The following is a 17,219-nucleotide window of genomic DNA, read 5'->3' as shown; positions in this document are numbered from 1 at the left end:
GTTTCCTCATTCCGTCAGGTGCCTTTGATGCGCTAATGCGCGGCCCCAGTGGTGGCGATGTTGCCGCTGACGATGAGCTGGCCCACGACGGTGACAAATCGGTGACTTGTGCCCGAGCGTGCGGAGGTCCATTCTGCTGGTTCCTCGACGAACTGGCTTTGCGTCGCCGGATTTTGTACCGGACGAACCAGGCTTGCTTGCGCCCGTTCTACCTGTTCCAGTCCCAGCAGGTGCTGGTGTGGTGCCGGGTAGGGCGGGTGCGGTGGATTGGTAGGTGTGTCCGGTGGGGGTGGTGATTTGGACGGTATGGCGGGGTCCGGGTCGTGGGATGGAGGACCAGCCGGGCGCTTCCTTGGCGAGGTTGCAGCGTTCGCATGTTCCCTCCCCGTTGATTTCGCTGGTGGCGCCTTTGCGGTTGTGTGGCATGATGTGGTCCGCGTGCCGGATCGGCGCGTCGCAGTAGGGGGTCCGGCAGGTCTGGTCCCTGGTCCGGATGAGGCGCTGCAGTCCCGGCGGGAAGAACCTGGACCTCGCGTCCATGCCGACGAGCTGCCCGGTCCCCGGGGCGGTGAACAGTCTGCGCAGCGACACCCGGATCCCCGGTTCATCCGGCATCGCCGCGTCCGGCATCTCCCCGCCGGAGCTGCCGGCGGATCCACCGGGTTTGGTGGGTCTGTTGGTGGGTCTGTTGGTGTGGGTGCGGCGGGTGAGGTTCCGGGCCCATTGCGCGGGGACGATGCCGTAGCCGGGGAGGTAGGCCGGTTCGCTGTCGCCCTGGAAGAGGGTCCGGTCTGTCATGACGAGTTGGATCTCAACGCCGGTGATCCCGCCGGGGGTACCGGTGACGCGGTGGACGAGGGTGTCGGCCATGATCTGCCCGCGTCCGCGTCCGTCTCCGGACGCGCGCAGGGAATCCGCTTCCCTCGCCAGTGCCGCGTACACGGCCACGCCCTGAGCGACGGGGAGCAGCCCGGTCAGGTACGTCATGGTGTCCGGCGCGGGCCGGCAGCTGACGTGCCGGTCGTTTTCGGCCTTCGCGTTCCGCGCGGTGACGGACTGCGGGTCAAGGGCGTACGCGGCCCGTTTGGCCTCGTTGACGAGCTTGTTGTTCCCCATCCCCGCCAGCGCCCCGGTGTCGGCGGCGAGCCCGGCATCAACGGTGCGCCGGTCATCGGCGCTCAGGCACGCGGTCTCCCGGGCCAGCAGTACCGCCCGCCACTCATTGAGCAGCCCGCTGCTCAGGGCCGTGAGGGTGTGCGGCATCTCGGTCACGAGGATCCGGGCCAGGCCCAGCAGCCGGTTTCCCTGCTGCGGGGATTCCCGCCGCGCCAACGCGATCTGCCCCCCGATGCCCTTGCCCAGCTCCGCGGCCGGGATACCCGCCCCGGCCTGCGCGCGGCGCTGGGACGCGTCGAACGCGGCAGCGGTACGGGCCTGCCCCGCGCAGGCAGCGGATTTGAGGTCCTCCATCACCCGCAGCAACCCGATCCGCTCCCCGTCATCCCCGTCCTCGGGATCCATCCCCGCCAAAACAGTGATCCACCCCGCAATCATCCCAACCCGACCAGCAACAACAGGGCCGGCAGCAACAGGGCCGGCAGTGACGGGGCCGGCAGTGACGGGGCCGGCAGTGACGGGGCCGGCAGTGACGGGGCCGGCAGTGACGGGGCCGGCAGTGACGGGGCCTGCGGCCGGACCGGCGGCAGCCCGGGCGCCCGAGTGGGCAGTGCCGAGGGTCGAAGCCGGGGGTGTGCCGGCCGCGTTGTGTGCGGACCCCGCGGAACCGGAACTCAAGGTATCGAACATGTATACTATAATACGCCTTGTCGGGAGTAAATAGTAGTATCTGGGAGTTTCCTTGTACGAATAACACTGTTGTCCTGTAGTGGCAGGATGGAGCCCTCCGAGGCCCCCGCCGAGTTCGTCTGTAAGGACATGCCGGCGGCTCCGCAGGACAGAATGCCTTCCAGAGGAGCCAAATATACGACCCGATGGCAGCCCATCCGGCTCGCTTTGGGAGCCTCATGACGGATAGGGGCAGCATTCCTCCGGCATGAGCAGGTCCGGACCCGGAGCGGGCGAAGCAGGTCCGGACCCGGAGCGGGCGAAGCAGGTCCGGACCCGGAGCGGGCCAAACGAAGGACGTCCATTCCGGGAGGGGTGACCGACTTCATGTCTCCGGCCGCAGGCGGCCCTAATCGAAAACCGGGACGGAGCGCCGTCGTCGTCAATCCGTGGTTAATCCGCAGACCATGCCTCCGGCCGCCGCGCGGCCGGAGGCGACCTTGGAGTGGGGCCTTAAGCCATGCGGGCGTAGGACTCCCATTTGTGCGACTGGTGCTCGCCGTCGACGAAGCGGATGGTACCGGACTTGGAACGCATCACAATCGACTGCGTCAGGACCTTATTCTTGTCGTAGCGCACTCCGCGGAGCAGGTCCCCATCGGTAATCCCCGTGGCCGCGAAGTAACAGTTGTCGCTGCTGACCAGATCATGCGTGGACAGCACCCGGTCCAGGTCATGGCCGGCATCGATGGCCTTCTGCTTCTCTTCGTCGCTGGTTGGCCACAGTCGTCCCTGGATGACGCCGCCCAGGGTCTTGATGGCGCAGGCTGCGACGATACCCTCCGGGGTACCGCCGATGCCCATCAGCGCGTCGACGCCTGTACCGGAGCGGGCCGCTGCTATGGCACCGGCCACGTCGCCGTCCATGATCATCTTGGTGCGGGCACCCGAATCGCGGATTTCCTGCACCAGCGGCCGGTGACGGTCCCGGTCCAGCACCATCACCGTCAGGGCGTTGACCTTGACACCTTTGGCTTTGGCAATCAGTCTCAGGTTTTCCTTGACCGGCAGCCGGAGATCAACCACTTCCGCCGCTTCCGGCCCGGTGACGAGTTTCTCCATGTAGAACACCGCGGAGGGGTCGAACATGGTGCCGCGCTCGGCCACGGCCAGCACCGCCAGTGCATTGTTGATGCCCAATGCGCACAGCCGGGTGCCGTCGATGGGATCCACGGCAACATCGCATTCGGGGCCGGATCCGTCACCGACCTGCTCGCCGTTATACAACATCGGCGCTTCGTCCTTTTCACCCTCGCCGATCACCACAATCCCGTTGAAATGGACGGTAGAGAGCAGCGAACGCATGGCGTCGACGGCGGCGCCGTCGGCCTTGTTCTTGTCCCCGAAACCGACCCAGTGACCACCGGCAATTGCGGCCGCTTCGGTGACCCGGACCAATTCCAGAGCAAGGTTCCGGTCCGGCTCGTCATCTCCTACAGCCAAGGCCGGGGAAAGGGTCGAATACTGGGCTTCGTCATTGTTTTCGGACACGAGTAACCTCATCCTTGAGTTCTGCTGGCGGTCTTCAGTACGTGGGAAGCGCGGCGGCTCCGCCGGTCGCCCTCCGCCTTCATCATAGTTGGCCTGCTGCCCGGTCCGCCCATCGGATCGAAGCCGGAATTCATAGCGAGTCATCCCGCGAGTCATCCAGAAGGTGTGATCCCGGCACGGATAGGCGATTATAGAAGGGTGACTCAAACACACGACACGGATTCATCGGGGCCCAATCCCCCCTCGGCGGGACCGGATCGAGTCCCCGCCGCGACGCCCGCGGTGCCGCCCGCCGTGGTCAGGCCCGTCATCCCGGCCTCCGCCGCGAAGCGCGCCAATGCATCGGTTATGGGCATGATCCTGGCGCTGCTGGTCACGGTCGCCGTCGTCCTGCCCATCATCCTCCTTAACCCTCATCAGAACGCTTCCGCCTACCGGCCCGGGGTGGATGTTCCGGTGGTTGCCGGGCAAGCCAAGGACGCCGCCGGCTTTGCCCCGGCGGCTGCGGTGCTACCCGAAGGCTGGAGCGCCAATTACGCGCGCTGGAACTCTGCAGGCCCAACCGAGGTGGCCTTCTGGGAGGTCGGTTATGTGTCGGCGGCCCAGCAGTTCATCTCACTGAAGCAGAGCGCGAACGCCAACCCGACCTGGGTGGCCCAAGCCACCGACAACGCGCCCGTGACCGGTGACCGCAGGGTCGGCCCGCAGGACTGGGAACTGCGGGACAAGCCTGGGTCAAATAAGAGCCTGATCCTCAACTACAAAGGAACTACGTTGGTCCTCAGTGGAAGCGCCACATTGGCGGAATTTGATATATTGGCAGCCGCCGCGACCGCCTCCATCGACGCGCAGCAGGCCAGCGGCAGCGCGTCTGCTCCGGCCGCAGGGAGCGCCAAGTGAGCGGCCCCGAGGACGGTGCGGTGCACGCTCCCTCCGCCGACCTGACACCGGCGCAGGCGTGGAAGAAGCTCAGCGAGGGTAATCAGCGCTTTGTTGACGGTTCATCCTCGCACCCGAATCAGGATGCCTCCCACCGGGCCACTCTGGTGAACTCGCAGAATCCGTTTGCGGTAATTTTCGGCTGTTCCGATTCCCGGCTGGCGGCGGAGATCATCTTCGACTTGGGATTGGGCGACGCCTTTGTGGTCCGTACAGCAGGTCATGTGATTGATAACACAGTCCTCGGCTCGCTGGAGTACAGCATTGCCTATCTTCATGTGCCGCTCATCGTGATTCTGGGCCATGACAGTTGTGGCGCCGTGACGGCCACCAAGGGAGCGGTTGAGACCGGGGACATGCCGGTCGGCTTTATCCGGGACCTGGTGGAACGAATCACCCCCTCCGTACTCACCTCGCTTCGCCGGGACAAGCACGATGTCAACGACATGGTGGTTGAGCACGTCAAACAGACGGCCCAGCGCCTGGTGGAGAACTCCCCGATCATCGCTTCGGCCGTGGAGGAGCAGCGGACCGCCGTCGTGGGGCTTGCATACCGGCTGCAGGAGGGCCGCGCTGACCTGGTCTCGAATTTCGGGACGTTGTGATTTCGGGACGTTGTGATTTCGGGACGTTGTGATTTCGGGACGTGGTAGGCACGCGACAGGCGGACGACAGGAGACACCGGAGCCATTTGCCGCTGCGGATCGGGACGGTTCCGCAGCGGCAAATGGCCCGGTTTCGGGCCTGCCTACAGGTGGCGTTATTCTTGGTGTCATGACGCAGACACCGGAGACCCCCGTCCAAGAATCCGATCAGCAGTTCCGCATCGAACACGACACGATGGGCGAGGTCCGGGTTCCGGCCAATGCCCTGTACGGCGCCCAGACGCAGCGTGCCGTTGAGAACTTCCCCATTTCGGGGACCACCTTGGAGCGCGCACACATTCAGGCGCTGGCCCGCGTAAAGAAGGCTGCCGCCACCGCAAACGCAGAATTGGGTGTGCTCGACGGCGAGCTTGCCAGGGCGATCGAAGCAGGGGCCGAAGACGTCATCGCCGGGAAGTACGACGGCGATTTCCCGATTGACATCTTCCAGACCGGCTCCGGCACGTCATCGAACATGAATGCCAACGAGGTCATCGCTTCCCTGGCCAACCGGGTGCTCCAGGAGGCCGGCAGCGACAAGGCCGTTCATCCGAATGACCATGTGAATGCGTCACAGTCCTCCAATGATGTCTTCCCGACTTCAGTACATGTGGCAGCGGCTTCGGCTTTGACGAAGGACCTGATTCCGGCCCTCAAGCACCTGGCCGCGTCGCTGCAGCGCAAGTCGGAGGAATTCGCCACCGTGGTTAAGTCCGGCCGCACCCATCTGATGGACGCCACCCCCGTGACCTTGGGGCAGGAGTTCGGTGGTTACGCCGCACAGGTCCGCTACGGCGTCGAACGCATCAACGCTTCGCTCCCGCGCGTCGCCGAGGTCCCGCTGGGCGGCACCGCGGTGGGCACCGGTATCAACACCCCCAAGGGCTTCTCCGAACGCGTCATCGAACTGCTGGCCCAGGACACCGGCCTGCCGCTGACCGAGGCGCGCGACCATTTCGAGGCGCAGGCGAACCGCGACGGCCTGGTGGAGATGTCCGGCCAGCTGCGCACCATCGCCGTGTCACTGAGCAAGATCAGCAACGACCTGCGCTGGCTGGGATCCGGCCCCAACACCGGGCTCGGCGAAATCTCGCTGCCTGACCTGCAGCCCGGCTCCTCGATCATGCCCGGCAAGGTCAATCCTGTCATCTGCGAGGCGGTATTGCAGGTCTGCGCTCAGGTGGTCGGCAACGACGCCACGGTGGCCTGGTCGGGAACCAACGGCGCCTTCGAACTTAATGTGGGTATCCCCGTGATTGCCGCGAACCTGCTGGAGTCCATCCGGCTGCTGGCCAATTCCACCCGCGTCATGGCGGACAAGATGATCGACGGCATTGAGGCGAATGTGGAGCGCGCCCGCTTCCTGGCCGAGGCTTCCCCATCCATCGTCACCCCGCTGAACAAGTTCATCGGATACGAAAGCGCCGCCAAGATTGCCAAGCACGCCATAAAGGAAGGGCTGACCATCCGCGAGGCGGTCGTGGCCCTGGGCTTCGTGGAGCGCGGGGAACTGACGGAAGAACAGCTGGACACCTCCCTGGATGTGCTGTCCATGACGCGGCCGCCGCAGTAGCCGTATCCGCGGCAGGAATTTGCCGCACCAGCGACCGCGCTTCACTAATGACGGCGCTGGTCATGGTGCTGACCGGAGGTCCAACGGACTTGATGGACGACGGCGGACACGGGCTTAAGGAGGCCGCGAACCGTTAGCGCGAGAAGTACGTCTCACCGGCGAAATCGAGGGCCCACTGCAGCCGCTGCAGATGTGCCTCCCCCAGCGGCGGCAGTTCATCGAGGCCGAACCAGCCGACCGCCGTCGACTCGTCGTCATTCACCCGTGCTGCACCGGACACCGCACGGGCCCGGAACACCAGATTCATGAACTGGCAGCGGTCCTTGTTGACGAATTCCACGGGAGGCTGGCTGTGCACCGCGACCAGACTCTCGATCAGCACCACAACGCCGGTCTCCTCCAGCACCTCACGGGCACCGCCCACCGCGGGTTCCTCACCCGGGTCCAGGATCCCGGTGATCAGAGTCCACTGCGCCGTGTCGGCGCGCTGGCCCAGCAGCACCCTGCCGCCGTCGTCGAACGCCGCCACCGTCACACCGGGCAGCCACAGCAGATCATGGCCAATCTTTTCTCGCAGGGCCAAAATGAATCCGGGGGTAGGCATACCCCACCTTAACCGGCGGGGACAAGCATGACGGCGAGGGCGCCTGCCAGCATAAACGGACCAAAGGGTATCTGCGTCTTCGGGCCACCCAGCCGCGTGACGATCAGCACGATGCCGCACAGGCCTCCAAGCAGGAACCCCGTCATCGTGCCGAACAGCACCTGCGGCCAGCCGAGGTAGCCCAGATACAGTCCCAGCAGGGCAGCCAGTTTTACGTCTCCCAGTCCCATTCCGGCAGGGTAAATCAGCCGCAGCAGTAGATAAAAGGCCCCCAGCACCATCGCCCCAAGCAGCGTCCGGACCGCGGTACGGAAATCGCCGGCGGCAAAACCAGCCGCCAGCAGAAGCACCATTGCCGCCCCGAAGGACGGAAAGACAATCCGGTCCGGCAGCCGGTGACTGCGGATGTCAATCACGGTCAGCCGCACGGCCGCCAACACCAGTCCGGCGCAGGCCAGCAGCACCAACCAGGCCGCCACTGGATGGTCCGTCCAAAGCCCGGTCAGGCGTGTGATCATAGCTGGATATTACTGGACGGTGCCCTGCGCGCCCAGACCCGGGAAAGCTGTGGACATGACTGAGTAAACTGTGGATATGACTGGGCCCGTGGAGCAATTCAGAGACTTGTGCAGGTCATCACCGTGGAAATGGCAGAGCCTGCGCTTTGAACTGCGTTTCCGGCAGGCGCCCGGGGCCTTCGACGCCATGGACGCCGCGGGCGACCCAGCCGAGCCAGGTGAGCCAGGTGCCCCAGCCAATTCAGACGAATCAGCCAGCCAAGACGCCGCAGACGGCGCAGAAGGCCCGGGCAGCACGGACGAAACCGGTGCCGTCCAGGAACCCGATGCGACGGTCAACTGCTGGCTCCGCCGTCCGCATGCACTTCGCGTGGAGACCCCGGATGGCACGCTGCTGCACAGCACCACGGGGATCAACGATTCCAAGGACGGCCTGTTCATCAGCGGCCGCCGGAAGCCTTGGCTGTTGCCGGCCCATCTGGTCACACCGGTGTACGACGACGGCGGCCTGGTCCGCCGCCGTCCGGAAGCCGCCTACGGTGAGCCCCGGTTCGGCGACGGCCGGTTCCCCGCACTGCTGGACCCGGTGGAGCTCGCCGGCGATGCCCCGGTTCCGCTGGATTTCCCCTTTGCCAACGTGACCGAACCGGGTCCCATTGCCCTCGTGGATCATGAGGGCCGGCCGGCGCTGGAGAGCATCCTGACGCCGAACCCGTCGTACCGGCCGGTGGTGGCGGAGCATCCGTTGCTGTATCCCGGACGAACCGCGGTTCGCATCGACGCCGGCACCGGAGTCTGCGTCGCCAGTCAGTCGTTGGATGGTCCCACCACGGGGGCCGGGCACTGGCTGAAAATTCTGGGCGTGGACGAGTACATGCTGGACGATCTCTTCGTGGAGGTCAGCATGGGGCTCACCGATGTCCGCAGTCACATCAGCTGGGACGTCGGGCCAAGCGCCTGAACAGTCCTGCCGCCCGCCCCAAAACCTCTGCGCCCCTTGCCCCAAAAACACTACACGCTGCCCCAAAAAACACCACACGCTTACAGGCCAGTGGGTACATCTGCCCCCGAAAGCTCCCGTCCACAGGGCAGATGTCCCCACTCGGCGGGTCAGATGTCCGTGCCTTCGAGCAGTTCCGTGACGAGTGCGGCGATCGGTGATCGCTCAGACCGGGTCAGCGTGACATGACCGAACAGCGGATGGCCCTTGAGGATCTCGACGACGGCGGCAATCCCGTCATAACGTCCCACCCGGAGGTTGTCGCGTTGGGCGACATCATGCGTCAGCACGATTTTGGAGTTCTGCCCAATTCTGCTCATCACCGTCAGCAGCACGTTCTTCTCCAGCGACTGGGCCTCATCCACGATCACGAAAGAGTCGTGCAGGGACCGTCCGCGGATGTGCGTCAGCGGCAGCACCTCGAGCATGCCGCGGTCCATCACCTCTTCGACCACCTCCTGTGAAACCAGCGCGCCGAGGGTGTCGAAGACCGCCTGCGCCCAGGGGTTCATCTTCTCGCTCTCCGATCCGGGCAGGTAGCCGAGCTCCTGACCGCCGACGGCGTACAGTGGGCGGAACACCAACACCTTGCGGTGCTCGCGGCGTTCCAGCACAGCCTCAAGTCCCGCGCACAGGGCCAGCGCCGACTTCCCGGTCCCGGCCCGGCCGCCGAGCGAAACAATGCCGACCTCCGGATCCATCAGCAGGTCGATGGCCAACCGCTGCTCCGCCGAGCGGCCGTGCAGCCCAAAGACGTCCCTGTCACCCTTGACCAACCGGACCTGTTTGTCCGCACCGACCCGGCCCAGTGCCGAGCCGCGGTTCGAGAGCAGCACCAGCCCCGTATTGGCAGGCATTTCCGCGGCCGCGGGGATGAACACCGGCTCATGGTTGTACAACGCGCCGACCTCGTCATCGCGGACGTCCAGTTCGGCCACCCCGGTCCAGCCCGAATCCTTGACCAGTTCGTTGCGGTATTCGTCCGCCTGCAGCCCCATCGCCGAGGCTTTCACCCGCATCGGCAGGTCCTTGGACACCACGGTCACGTTGCGGCCCTCATTGGCCAGGTTTTTGGCCACGGCCAGGATTCGGCTGTCATTGTCCCCATTGCGGAATCCGGCCGGCAAAACGTCGGAGGAAATGTGGTTCAGTTCCACCCGCAATGATCCGCCCTCTTCCCCGAGTGGGATCACCTGATCCAGGCCGCCGTGCTTTATCCGCAGCTCATCGAGCAGCCGCAGCGCCTTGCGGGCAAAATACCCCAGTTCGGGGTCGTGGCGTTTCTTTTCCAATTCGCTGATGACCACGATGGGCAGGATGACTTCATGCTCGGCAAAGCGGAGTATCGCGTGCGGGTCGGAAAGCAGCACCGAAGTGTCCACCACAAAGCTGTGCTCCGCCGTCGTCTGTTCAACCTGGGCTCGTTCAGAAATAGCCACATCGACTCCAGTCCCGGGCGCACGCACCCGGATTTACTAGGGGTGAGGCGGGCGGCCCGGTAGGCCGCACGCGGCCCCGCGATGTATTCCGCGCAAAAACGCGCTTCATAGCCGGCCTCCCGATCGTCAGGCATTGGGCCCTCCGATAGCACCTAAACTACGCCTAATTCTGGATTTTGCGCGTTCCGGCCACGCGGTGTGTCGATGAACAGCGGGTGAACGACTGCCGTCCGCTGTGGACAGCCCGGAATGCCGTTACTCGTGAACCGGAACCCTGCGAGATATCAACGTTGCGGTCAGTATTCCGGCAACCGCCAACCACAGCGCGTCCAGGCTTAGCGCATGGTAGGCCAGACCGCCCATAATGGAGCCGCAGGTCAGTGCAAACCACAGCAGAAAGTACCGCAGCCAACCGAGCCTTTCGCCACCAGCCAGCGCCCCCGCAATCCGCTGCCCCATCTTCACCAACGTTCCGGTCATATAGGTCAGTCCGATGCTCACCTCCCCGTCACGTTCAAAGACGACGTTCTCCGCGCCCATGGCAAACGCCATCATCGGAGGAACCAGGGACACCCAGAAGCCAGCATCGAACAACACGGCCGCGGCTGCCAGCATCGCTGCGATGCACAGCAGAACCACGATGCGCTTGTGCACCGGTACCGTCCGGCGCAGCAGCGAACCGGCAATGACACCTGTCAAAAATGCTGCCACCAGACCCATCGCCAGGGCTACACCCAGCCAAGATCCGTCGGCCAGAAGGGCACCGGCCCGGGTGGAGTTGCCGCTCATAAAGGAAACAAAGTAGCCACCCAAATGTATAAAGCCGATGGCGTCAACAAAACCGGCGACCGCCGAAAGCCCGACGGCGAGGACTATTTCCGTCCGGTGGTGCCGGTGCATCGGATTTTTTCGATCCGTTCAGGCGCCGAAGCGGCGCTGCCGGCCGGCGTAGTCCCGCAGTGCGCGCAGGAAATCAATCTTCCGGAAGGCCGGCCACAGCGCCTCACAGAAATAAAACTCGCTGTACGCGCTCTGCCACATCAGGAAACCGGAAAGCCGCTGTTCACCGGAAGTGCGGATCACCAGATCCGGATCGGGCTGGCCGCGGGTGTAAAGGTACTTGGAGATGTCGTCCACGTCGAGTTCGTCGGCGAGCTTGCCGATGTCATGGCCCTTGGCCACGGCGTCGTGCAGCAGCTCACGCACGGCGTCCACGATCTCGCGCCGGCCACCGTAGCCGATGGCCACGTTGACGTGAATGCCCTCCTGCTCGGGACGCCGGGCAGCGAGCGTGGACAGCCGGTCCGAGAGGTAATCCGGCAGCAGTTCCGGCGCTCCCATCGCGTGGACGCTGATCTTGCTGTCCGCATCCAGAATGTCCAGGGTGTTCGCAATGATGCCCATCAGCTCATCGAGCTCATCGGGCGAACGGCTCATGTTGTCCGTCGAGAGCATGTACAGCGTCACCACCTTGACGCCCAGTTCCTGGCACCAGCCGAGGAACTCGAGGATCTTATCCGCCCCGGCCTGGTGTCCCTGGCGGGTAGGTGCGTTGAATTGCCTGGCCCAGCGCCGGTTTCCATCGACCATGACGCCGATGTGGTTGGGGATCCTGTCCAGTTTCAGCGCCCGGGTCAGCCGGCGCTCGTAGAAGTCGTAAACCAGTCCGGGCAGCCTCCTGGGCGACAAGTACGGCTGCAAAGATTGTCACCTGGCTTCCACTGCTGGGCCCTAGCGGCCGCGCTGATATGCACCCCCTACGTTACCCCGCGGTGCGGCCCTGTGGGCACCGCGGCGGCCCTGCCCGGGCCCGGCATCCGGGCGCCGCACAGGGACTGCCCGCGCGGGGAGACGGCATGCTCAGTTAGAATCCGGATATGAATGGCACGGCGTCTTCTCCCTCCCCGGCCTCCGGGAATCCGCAGCAATCCGCACGTTTTCCGACCCAGCCGGCGCACCGCGCCGGCGCTGCGGCCGGGTCGGACGGGTCGGCTGGTGGTGGGTTGGCAAACGGGGCGCCGGACGGCGGGTACGGTCCGCTCGGTGCCGCCGCGGAGAAGCTGGCGGATGCCATGGAGATCAAACCCAGCTGGCGGGGCTGGATCCACGCCGGCGCGACACCGGTGGCCATTATGGCCGGCATAGTGCTGGCCAGCATCGCCACGTCGCCGCTGGCCAGAATCACCTCCGCCGTGTACGCCATTACCGGAATCCTTCTTTTTGGCACGAGTGCGCTATATCACCGCGGGAACTGGCAGCCGAGCACCAAGGCCGTGTTAAAACGACTGGACCACACCAACATCATGCTGGTGATCGCCGGCTCGTACACTCCGCTCTCGGCACTGCTGCTGCCGGAGTCGAAGGCCACCTTGCTGCTGTGGGTGATCTGGACCGGGGCCATCGCCGGAGTGCTCTTTCGGGTGCTGTGGGTGGGTGCGCCGCGCTGGCTCTATGTGCCGATTTATGTGGTGTTGGGGATGGCGGCGGTCTTTTTCATGCCGGATTTCTTCGCCGCCAATGTCCCGGCAAGCGTGCTGATTTGTCTGGGTGGAGCGTTCTACATCGCCGGGGCGGTGGTGTATGGCATCAAAAAACCCAACTTCAGCCCGCAGCATTTCGGCTTCCACGAACTTTTCCATGCCTTCACTGTGGTGGGATTTGCTGCCCAGTTTGTGGCCATCATGATCGCCGTCCTGCGCTGACAGCTGATCGCTGCCGGCTGCCGGCTGCTGTGGGATGCCACCGGCGGCGGTTCGAGGGCGCTCTGCAGACTACGCGCTCTGCAGACTACGGGTTCAGGGCCCGGCGCAGCTCGTCGGCCGTTGCCACGGGTTGCAGGCACACCATCATCCGGCAGACGTAGGCCAGCGCCGACCCCCCGCTCCCCCGTCCGGACAGCAGCGGTACCGAAGTCGCTTCGCCGCTGCCACCGCTGGTGCCGCTCCCAACGGCGATGATCAGTCCCGGCGAAGGGTCCAGTGCCGCCACGCGCAGCAACTGCGCCCGGGCCGGCGTGTCCGGGCCGACGACGGCGACTTCCAGCGGGCCGGCCAGCATAGCCTGCGCGGTGGCCAACGCGCAGCCCGCTGCCCGTGGGGCCTTGACCGCCACCGTCGGCAGCCATCCCAGCAGGCCTTCCGCCAGGGCGCGGTGCCCGGTGGATCCGCTGTAGCCGGCATAGCTGAGCAGGGCAGCGGCGAAAGCTGACGTCCCGCTGGGGGTGGCGTTATCGAACGGATCCGCCGAGGACACCCGTCCGGCGGCATTAAAAACCTGCTCCGATTCCGTCGCGGAATCCGCCACCGCGCCGTCCCGGACAAAGCGCCGCTCGGCCGCCAGCAGCAGCTTTTCCGCCAGGACGTACCAGCGTTCGTTTCCGCTGGCCGCGTAGAGCGCCAGCAGCCCGTCGGCGCAGAACGCATAATCCTCCAGCAGTCCGCCGATGCCCCGCGCTGCAGCGGCGTGGGAGACGCGGATCAATACCGCACCGTCCCAGTGCACCGTCTCCAAGTAGTCCGCGGCGGCCGCCGCAGCCTGCAGATAGGTGGGTTCGTCCAGCAACAACCCGGCATCCGCAAGTGCCGCGATGGCCAGCCCGTTCCAGCCCGCCACCACCTTGTCGTCGCGCTGCGGCTGGACCCGTCCGGAGCGCTGCCGCAGCAGTTCGGGGCTTACCCGTTCCCAGATCCGGCGGTCCGCCGGGGCCAGCGGGCCAGCGGGGTGCAGCGGGGATCCGGGGTGCAGCGGGGATCCGTCCGGTGCGCGGTCCCGACCCGCCGAATTCCCGGCCGCCCGGACGCGGCCGGTGACATTCATCATCCGCGTGAGCCGCGGCCCGTCGTCCGGATATCCGGCTGCCGCGGCCCCGGCACTGAGTTGCTCAGCCGTCCACAGATAGGTCGCGCCCTCCCGGTGCACGCCGTCGATCACGGTATCGGCGTCCAGGGAGGAGGCAAACCCGCCGCCGTCCACCCGCAGCGCGGCCAGCAGCCAGCCGGCCGTCATCCGGACCACGCGCTCGGCATCGGCGCGGGGGAAGTCCGACCCGTCGGGCAGCCGGAGCCAGTGCGCACAGACCCGCAGCAGCGCGGCATTATCGTAGAGCATTTTCTCGAAGTGCGGCAGGGACCAGTCGGCGGTCACCGAATACCGCGCAAAGCCGCCGGCCAGCTGGTCGAACAGCGCCGAACCGGACATCGCCGTCAACGTCCGGGATGCCATCGACCGTGCTTCGGCGGCGGCGGGACCGCCAGCGGCGGCGTGACGGAGCAAAAATTCCAGGACCGACGACGGCGGGAACTTGGGGGCGGTGCCGAAGCCACCCGCGGCGCGGTCCTCGGAGGCAGCCAGCGCTCGCACCGCCGCGGTCAGGATGTCCGCCCCGGGCGGTTCTGCGGGCAGGCCGAGGCCCGCGATGTGGTTCAGCGGACTGTGGGCCAGCCCCGCTGCCAGCTGCGCGGCGCTGTGCTCGACATCACCGCGGCGCTGCTGCCAGGCCTCGGTCACTGCCTCAAGGACCTGGCGGAAGGATGGCCGGCCTGCGACGGGCCGCGGACCGAAGTACGTGCCGGCATGGAAGGCAAGCCCGTCAGGTGTCAGGAAGACGCTCATCGGCCAGCCGCCCTCGCCGCTGATCGCCTGGGTCGCGGCCATGTAGACCGCGTCCACGTCAGGACGTTCTTCACGGTCCACCTTCACCGGCACAAAATGCGCGTTCAGGTACTCCGCGCTGACGTCGTCCTCGAATGATTCGTGGGCCATAACGTGGCACCAATGACAGGCCGCGTAGCCGATGGAGAGAAACACGGGAACATCCCTGTCCCGGGACTGCGCAAACGCCGCGTCGCCGAAGGGCTGCCAGTGCACCGGATTACCGGCATGCTGGCGCAGGTACGCGGACGGCTCAGCCGCCAGCGCATTGGACCCGCTCGGGTCAGCTCCGCTCGTGGGGTCCATCAGCCGGTCCATCGTCCTGTTTCCCGGATCCCAGGAAGTCCCCATCGGGGCCGTGCTTGCCGCCCGCGTACTTCTGACCCGAGGCGGGCCGCCCGGGCCGCCCGCCGCCGTCGTCCGCCCGCAACAGTCCGCCTGCCCCCGGATCTTTGTCACCTTGACCACCGTCGCCCTCCGCAGCGAGGGCATCTTCCTCGACCTGGGCGCGGTAGCGGACCCGACGGATCCGCTTGACCATGTCCCGGATGAGGAAAAACATGATGCCCACCACGCCGAAGGTGAAGAGGAACCCGAGGAAACCCGGGCTGACCTGATCCGGATCCAGCCCCGGCCGGATGGTCGGGGAATCGCTGGGCGGCGTGGTGGCCAGCAGCAAAATCAAATTAGGCAAAGTCAAACTTTCTCTGGTCCCCATGGCGCTCTTCCGGCGGCCGGCATGTCACCGCCGTGCCCCTATCTATCGTAGGCCAGCAAACAGGTCGTGCTCCGGCAGGGAAGTGTCCACCCGGCTCTCGATCAGCGAATAATCCTCCCAAGGCCAGATTTTTCGTTGCATATCCGCCGAGACGGCGAAGAAGAAACCCTCCGGATCCACCTGCGTGGCGTGCGCGCGCAGAGCAGATTCACGGGCTTCGAAGAAGTCGCCGCAGTCCACCTGACTGGTGGCCGGATGCCGCCCCACCGGCGGCTTGTGCCCCTCCGCATCCGCTTCCATCCAGGCCGCGATCCGCTCAGCGTAGGGCGACTGGATCCCTGCCTCTTCCAGGGCAAAATGCAGCGCCCGGAAACGCGCCGGGTTGAACGCGAGGTCGTAATACAGCTTGGCGGGCTGCCAGGGAGCTCCGGTGCCCGGGTAGCGGTCCGGGTCGGCTGCGGCGTGGAACGCTTCCACGGTCACCCGGTGTGCCATGATGTGGTCCGGGTGCGGGTATCCGCCGTTTTCGTCGTAGCTGATCACCACCTGCGGTCTGAATCGGCGGATCAGCCGCACCAGCGGGGCCGCAGCCCGTTCCAACGGCTGGCGGGCAAAGCAACCGAACGGCAGTTCCGGCAGCGGCTCCCCCTCCGGCAGCCCGGAATCGACAAATCCCAGCCACTGGTGCCGGATGCCCAGCGCCGCGGCGGCCGCGGCCATTTCGATCCGGCGGGCGCCTGCCATGTCCCGAGCGGAGTGTGGGTCCTGTGCCATTGCGGGGTTCTGGATGCCGCCGCGCTCACCCCCAGTGCAGGTGGCCACCACCACGTCAACGCCCTGGGCCACATAGCTGGCCATCATCGCGGCGCCCTTGCTCGCCTCGTCGTCCGGGTGCGCATGTACTGCCAGCAGACGCAGGCCTGCGCCGGGGCGCTCATCCACTGCGGTCATTGAAATACCTCCGGGTGATCGGAACTCATCTAAGCGGAACTCGCAGCGAGCCCCTGGTGAACTGTCCAGCTGGACAAGCGCCGCCGAAACGCCGTGCCCGCAAACGCCGTGTCCGTGAACGCCCACCTGGGAACGCGTGCATAAAGACTCTCCATAAGAACGATAAACTGAAACGGCCCGGACCACCGTGTCCGTAACCCTGATCACCGCGCTGGATTCATCCAGCACAGAAGAAACCGTGTGGACCCAGTGAGCGTTTCTGATTCATCGGCAGCTACCAGCGTAGCCACTCGTTATGGCACGCCCAAGCGCGTGGTGCCGCGGCGGCAGAAAATACTCCTCACGACCGTTGTCGCCGTCCTGGCACTGGTCTTTGTCTCCTGGCTGGCCTTGGGCCGCGGCGAGGCGCCGGTGACCAGCAAAGACATCGGATTCTCCGTACAGGACGGCACGATGACCCAGGTGGATTTCCAGGTGGTCAAGAACTCCGGCGACACGGCGCAGTGTGCCGTGAAGGCGCTCGGCTCCAGCTTCGCCATCGTTGGTTGGGACGTCGTTACGGTCGGCCCCAACGCTGCGGACTCGGGCACAGACCAAGGACGGACGACCGCGCAGCGCGCTTCCGTACGGACCGAGTCGCCCGCCGTGTCCGGCGTGGTGGACAGCTGCTGGATCGTCACCGCAAAGTAACCAGTGGGGGTAGCCGTCGGGGTGCACATCGGGTAGGCATTAGGGTGGAATGGGCGGCGCAAAGCGCAGTACCGCCGTCGGTATCTTGGGATTATCGCGCTTGTTGCCTACACTGGATGCATACCTTGCCCCGCTTGAACGGCTACCGTGGTGTCCC

16 protein-coding genes are annotated in these 17,219 nt (G+C 65.7%); 6 read left to right on the top strand and 10 right to left on the bottom strand.

What is annotated here, in order from left to right; all coding sequences use genetic code 11:
* Positions 1-6 precede the first annotated feature (6 nt).
* On the bottom strand, positions 7-1,806 hold the full coding sequence (locus ACLLJI_RS03870; RefSeq protein ID WP_434618129.1) for a DUF222 domain-containing protein: 1,800 nt from the start codon (positions 1,804-1,806) through the stop codon (positions 7-9).
* Between the two features lie 492 nt (positions 1,807-2,298).
* Positions 2,299-3,348 carry a class II fructose-bisphosphatase gene (gene glpX, locus ACLLJI_RS03865; RefSeq protein ID WP_434618126.1) on the bottom strand — a complete coding sequence of 350 codons (1,050 nt, stop codon included), beginning with the start codon at positions 3,346-3,348 and terminating at the stop codon, positions 2,299-2,301.
* Positions 3,349-3,534: 186 nt separating this feature from the next.
* Between glpX and ACLLJI_RS03860 the strand changes: the two genes are divergently transcribed.
* The 3 genes from ACLLJI_RS03860 to ACLLJI_RS03850 all read left to right on the top strand — a co-directional run bounded on the left by ACLLJI_RS03860 (position 3,535) and on the right by ACLLJI_RS03850 (position 6,492).
* On the top strand, positions 3,535-4,236 hold the full coding sequence (locus tag ACLLJI_RS03860; RefSeq protein WP_434618123.1) for a DUF4245 domain-containing protein: 702 nt from the start codon (positions 3,535-3,537) through the stop codon (positions 4,234-4,236).
* Entirely contained in the window at positions 4,233-4,880 is a 648-nt protein-coding gene (locus tag ACLLJI_RS03855; protein ID WP_434618120.1) for a carbonic anhydrase, read from the top strand. Before ACLLJI_RS03860 ends, ACLLJI_RS03855 begins: the two co-directional genes overlap by 4 nt.
* A 169-nt stretch (positions 4,881-5,049) precedes the next feature.
* Positions 5,050-6,492, top strand: coding sequence for a class II fumarate hydratase (locus ACLLJI_RS03850; protein WP_283558598.1), 1,443 nt, complete (start codon positions 5,050-5,052; stop codon positions 6,490-6,492).
* 133 nt (positions 6,493-6,625) lie between these two features.
* Here ACLLJI_RS03850 and ACLLJI_RS03845 read toward each other — a convergent pair whose 3' ends face one another.
* Together ACLLJI_RS03845 and ACLLJI_RS03840 are read right to left on the bottom strand one after the other, a co-directional pair.
* A complete protein-coding gene (locus ACLLJI_RS03845; RefSeq protein ID WP_283558597.1) occupies positions 6,626-7,096 on the bottom strand; it encodes an NUDIX hydrolase in 471 nt (156 codons plus the stop codon).
* Positions 7,097-7,104: 8 nt separating this feature from the next.
* On the bottom strand, positions 7,105-7,614 hold the full coding sequence (locus tag ACLLJI_RS03840) for an A24 family peptidase (RefSeq protein ID WP_283558596.1): 510 nt from the start codon (positions 7,612-7,614) through the stop codon (positions 7,105-7,107).
* A gap of 88 nt (positions 7,615-7,702) precedes the next feature.
* Here ACLLJI_RS03840 and ACLLJI_RS03835 point away from each other — a divergent pair, with 88 nt between their 5' ends.
* Entirely contained in the window at positions 7,703-8,575 is an 873-nt protein-coding gene (locus ACLLJI_RS03835) for a hypothetical protein (protein ID WP_434618115.1), read from the top strand.
* Between the two features lie 149 nt (positions 8,576-8,724).
* On the opposite strand, the gene ACLLJI_RS03830 is transcribed toward ACLLJI_RS03835, so the two are convergent.
* From ACLLJI_RS03830 to ACLLJI_RS03820, 3 genes are all read right to left on the bottom strand, one after another.
* The gene (locus ACLLJI_RS03830; RefSeq protein WP_283558594.1) at positions 8,725-10,053 is read right to left on the bottom strand and encodes a PhoH family protein; all 1,329 of its coding nucleotides are present in this window, start codon (positions 10,051-10,053) and stop codon (positions 8,725-8,727) included.
* Between the two features lie 255 nt (positions 10,054-10,308).
* Positions 10,309-10,953, bottom strand: coding sequence for a YoaK family protein (locus ACLLJI_RS03825; protein WP_283558593.1), 645 nt, complete (start codon positions 10,951-10,953; stop codon positions 10,309-10,311).
* An 18-nt stretch (positions 10,954-10,971) separates the two neighbouring features.
* On the bottom strand, positions 10,972-11,754 hold the full coding sequence (locus tag ACLLJI_RS03820; protein WP_434618111.1) for an isoprenyl transferase: 783 nt from the start codon (positions 11,752-11,754) through the stop codon (positions 10,972-10,974).
* Between the two features lie 359 nt (positions 11,755-12,113).
* On the opposite strand from ACLLJI_RS03820, the gene trhA reads away from it, so the two are divergent.
* The gene (trhA, locus tag ACLLJI_RS03815) at positions 12,114-12,755 is read left to right on the top strand and encodes a PAQR family membrane homeostasis protein TrhA (protein ID WP_434621164.1); all 642 of its coding nucleotides are present in this window, start codon (positions 12,114-12,116) and stop codon (positions 12,753-12,755) included.
* 85 nt (positions 12,756-12,840) lie between these two features.
* Here trhA and ACLLJI_RS03810 read toward each other — a convergent pair whose 3' ends face one another.
* The 3 genes from ACLLJI_RS03810 to mca all read right to left on the bottom strand — a co-directional run bounded on the left by ACLLJI_RS03810 (position 12,841) and on the right by mca (position 16,372).
* Positions 12,841-15,009 carry a thioredoxin domain-containing protein gene (locus ACLLJI_RS03810; RefSeq protein ID WP_434618108.1) on the bottom strand — a complete coding sequence of 723 codons (2,169 nt, stop codon included), beginning with the start codon at positions 15,007-15,009 and terminating at the stop codon, positions 12,841-12,843.
* Entirely contained in the window at positions 14,987-15,397 is a 411-nt protein-coding gene (locus ACLLJI_RS03805; protein ID WP_434618105.1) for a hypothetical protein, read from the bottom strand. The genes ACLLJI_RS03810 and ACLLJI_RS03805 overlap by 23 nt, the downstream gene beginning before the upstream one ends.
* 66 nt (positions 15,398-15,463) lie before the next feature.
* Positions 15,464-16,372, bottom strand: coding sequence for a mycothiol conjugate amidase Mca (gene mca / locus ACLLJI_RS03800; RefSeq protein WP_434618103.1), 909 nt, complete (start codon positions 16,370-16,372; stop codon positions 15,464-15,466).
* Positions 16,373-16,621: 249 nt separating this feature from the next.
* On the opposite strand from mca, the gene ACLLJI_RS03795 reads away from it, so the two are divergent.
* Positions 16,622-17,062: a DUF4307 domain-containing protein gene (locus ACLLJI_RS03795; RefSeq protein WP_434618100.1), complete on the top strand. Its 441-nt coding sequence runs from the start codon at positions 16,622-16,624 to the stop codon at positions 17,060-17,062.
* The last annotated feature ends 157 nt before the right edge of the window (positions 17,063-17,219 follow it).

It is taken from the genome of Arthrobacter sp. A5 (assembly GCF_051131705.1).
Taxonomy (GTDB): Bacteria; Actinomycetota; Actinomycetes; order Actinomycetales; family Micrococcaceae; genus Arthrobacter_M.
The sequence above is the reverse complement of the archived record's forward strand: the minus strand, read 5'-3'. Positions and strand labels throughout refer to the sequence as shown.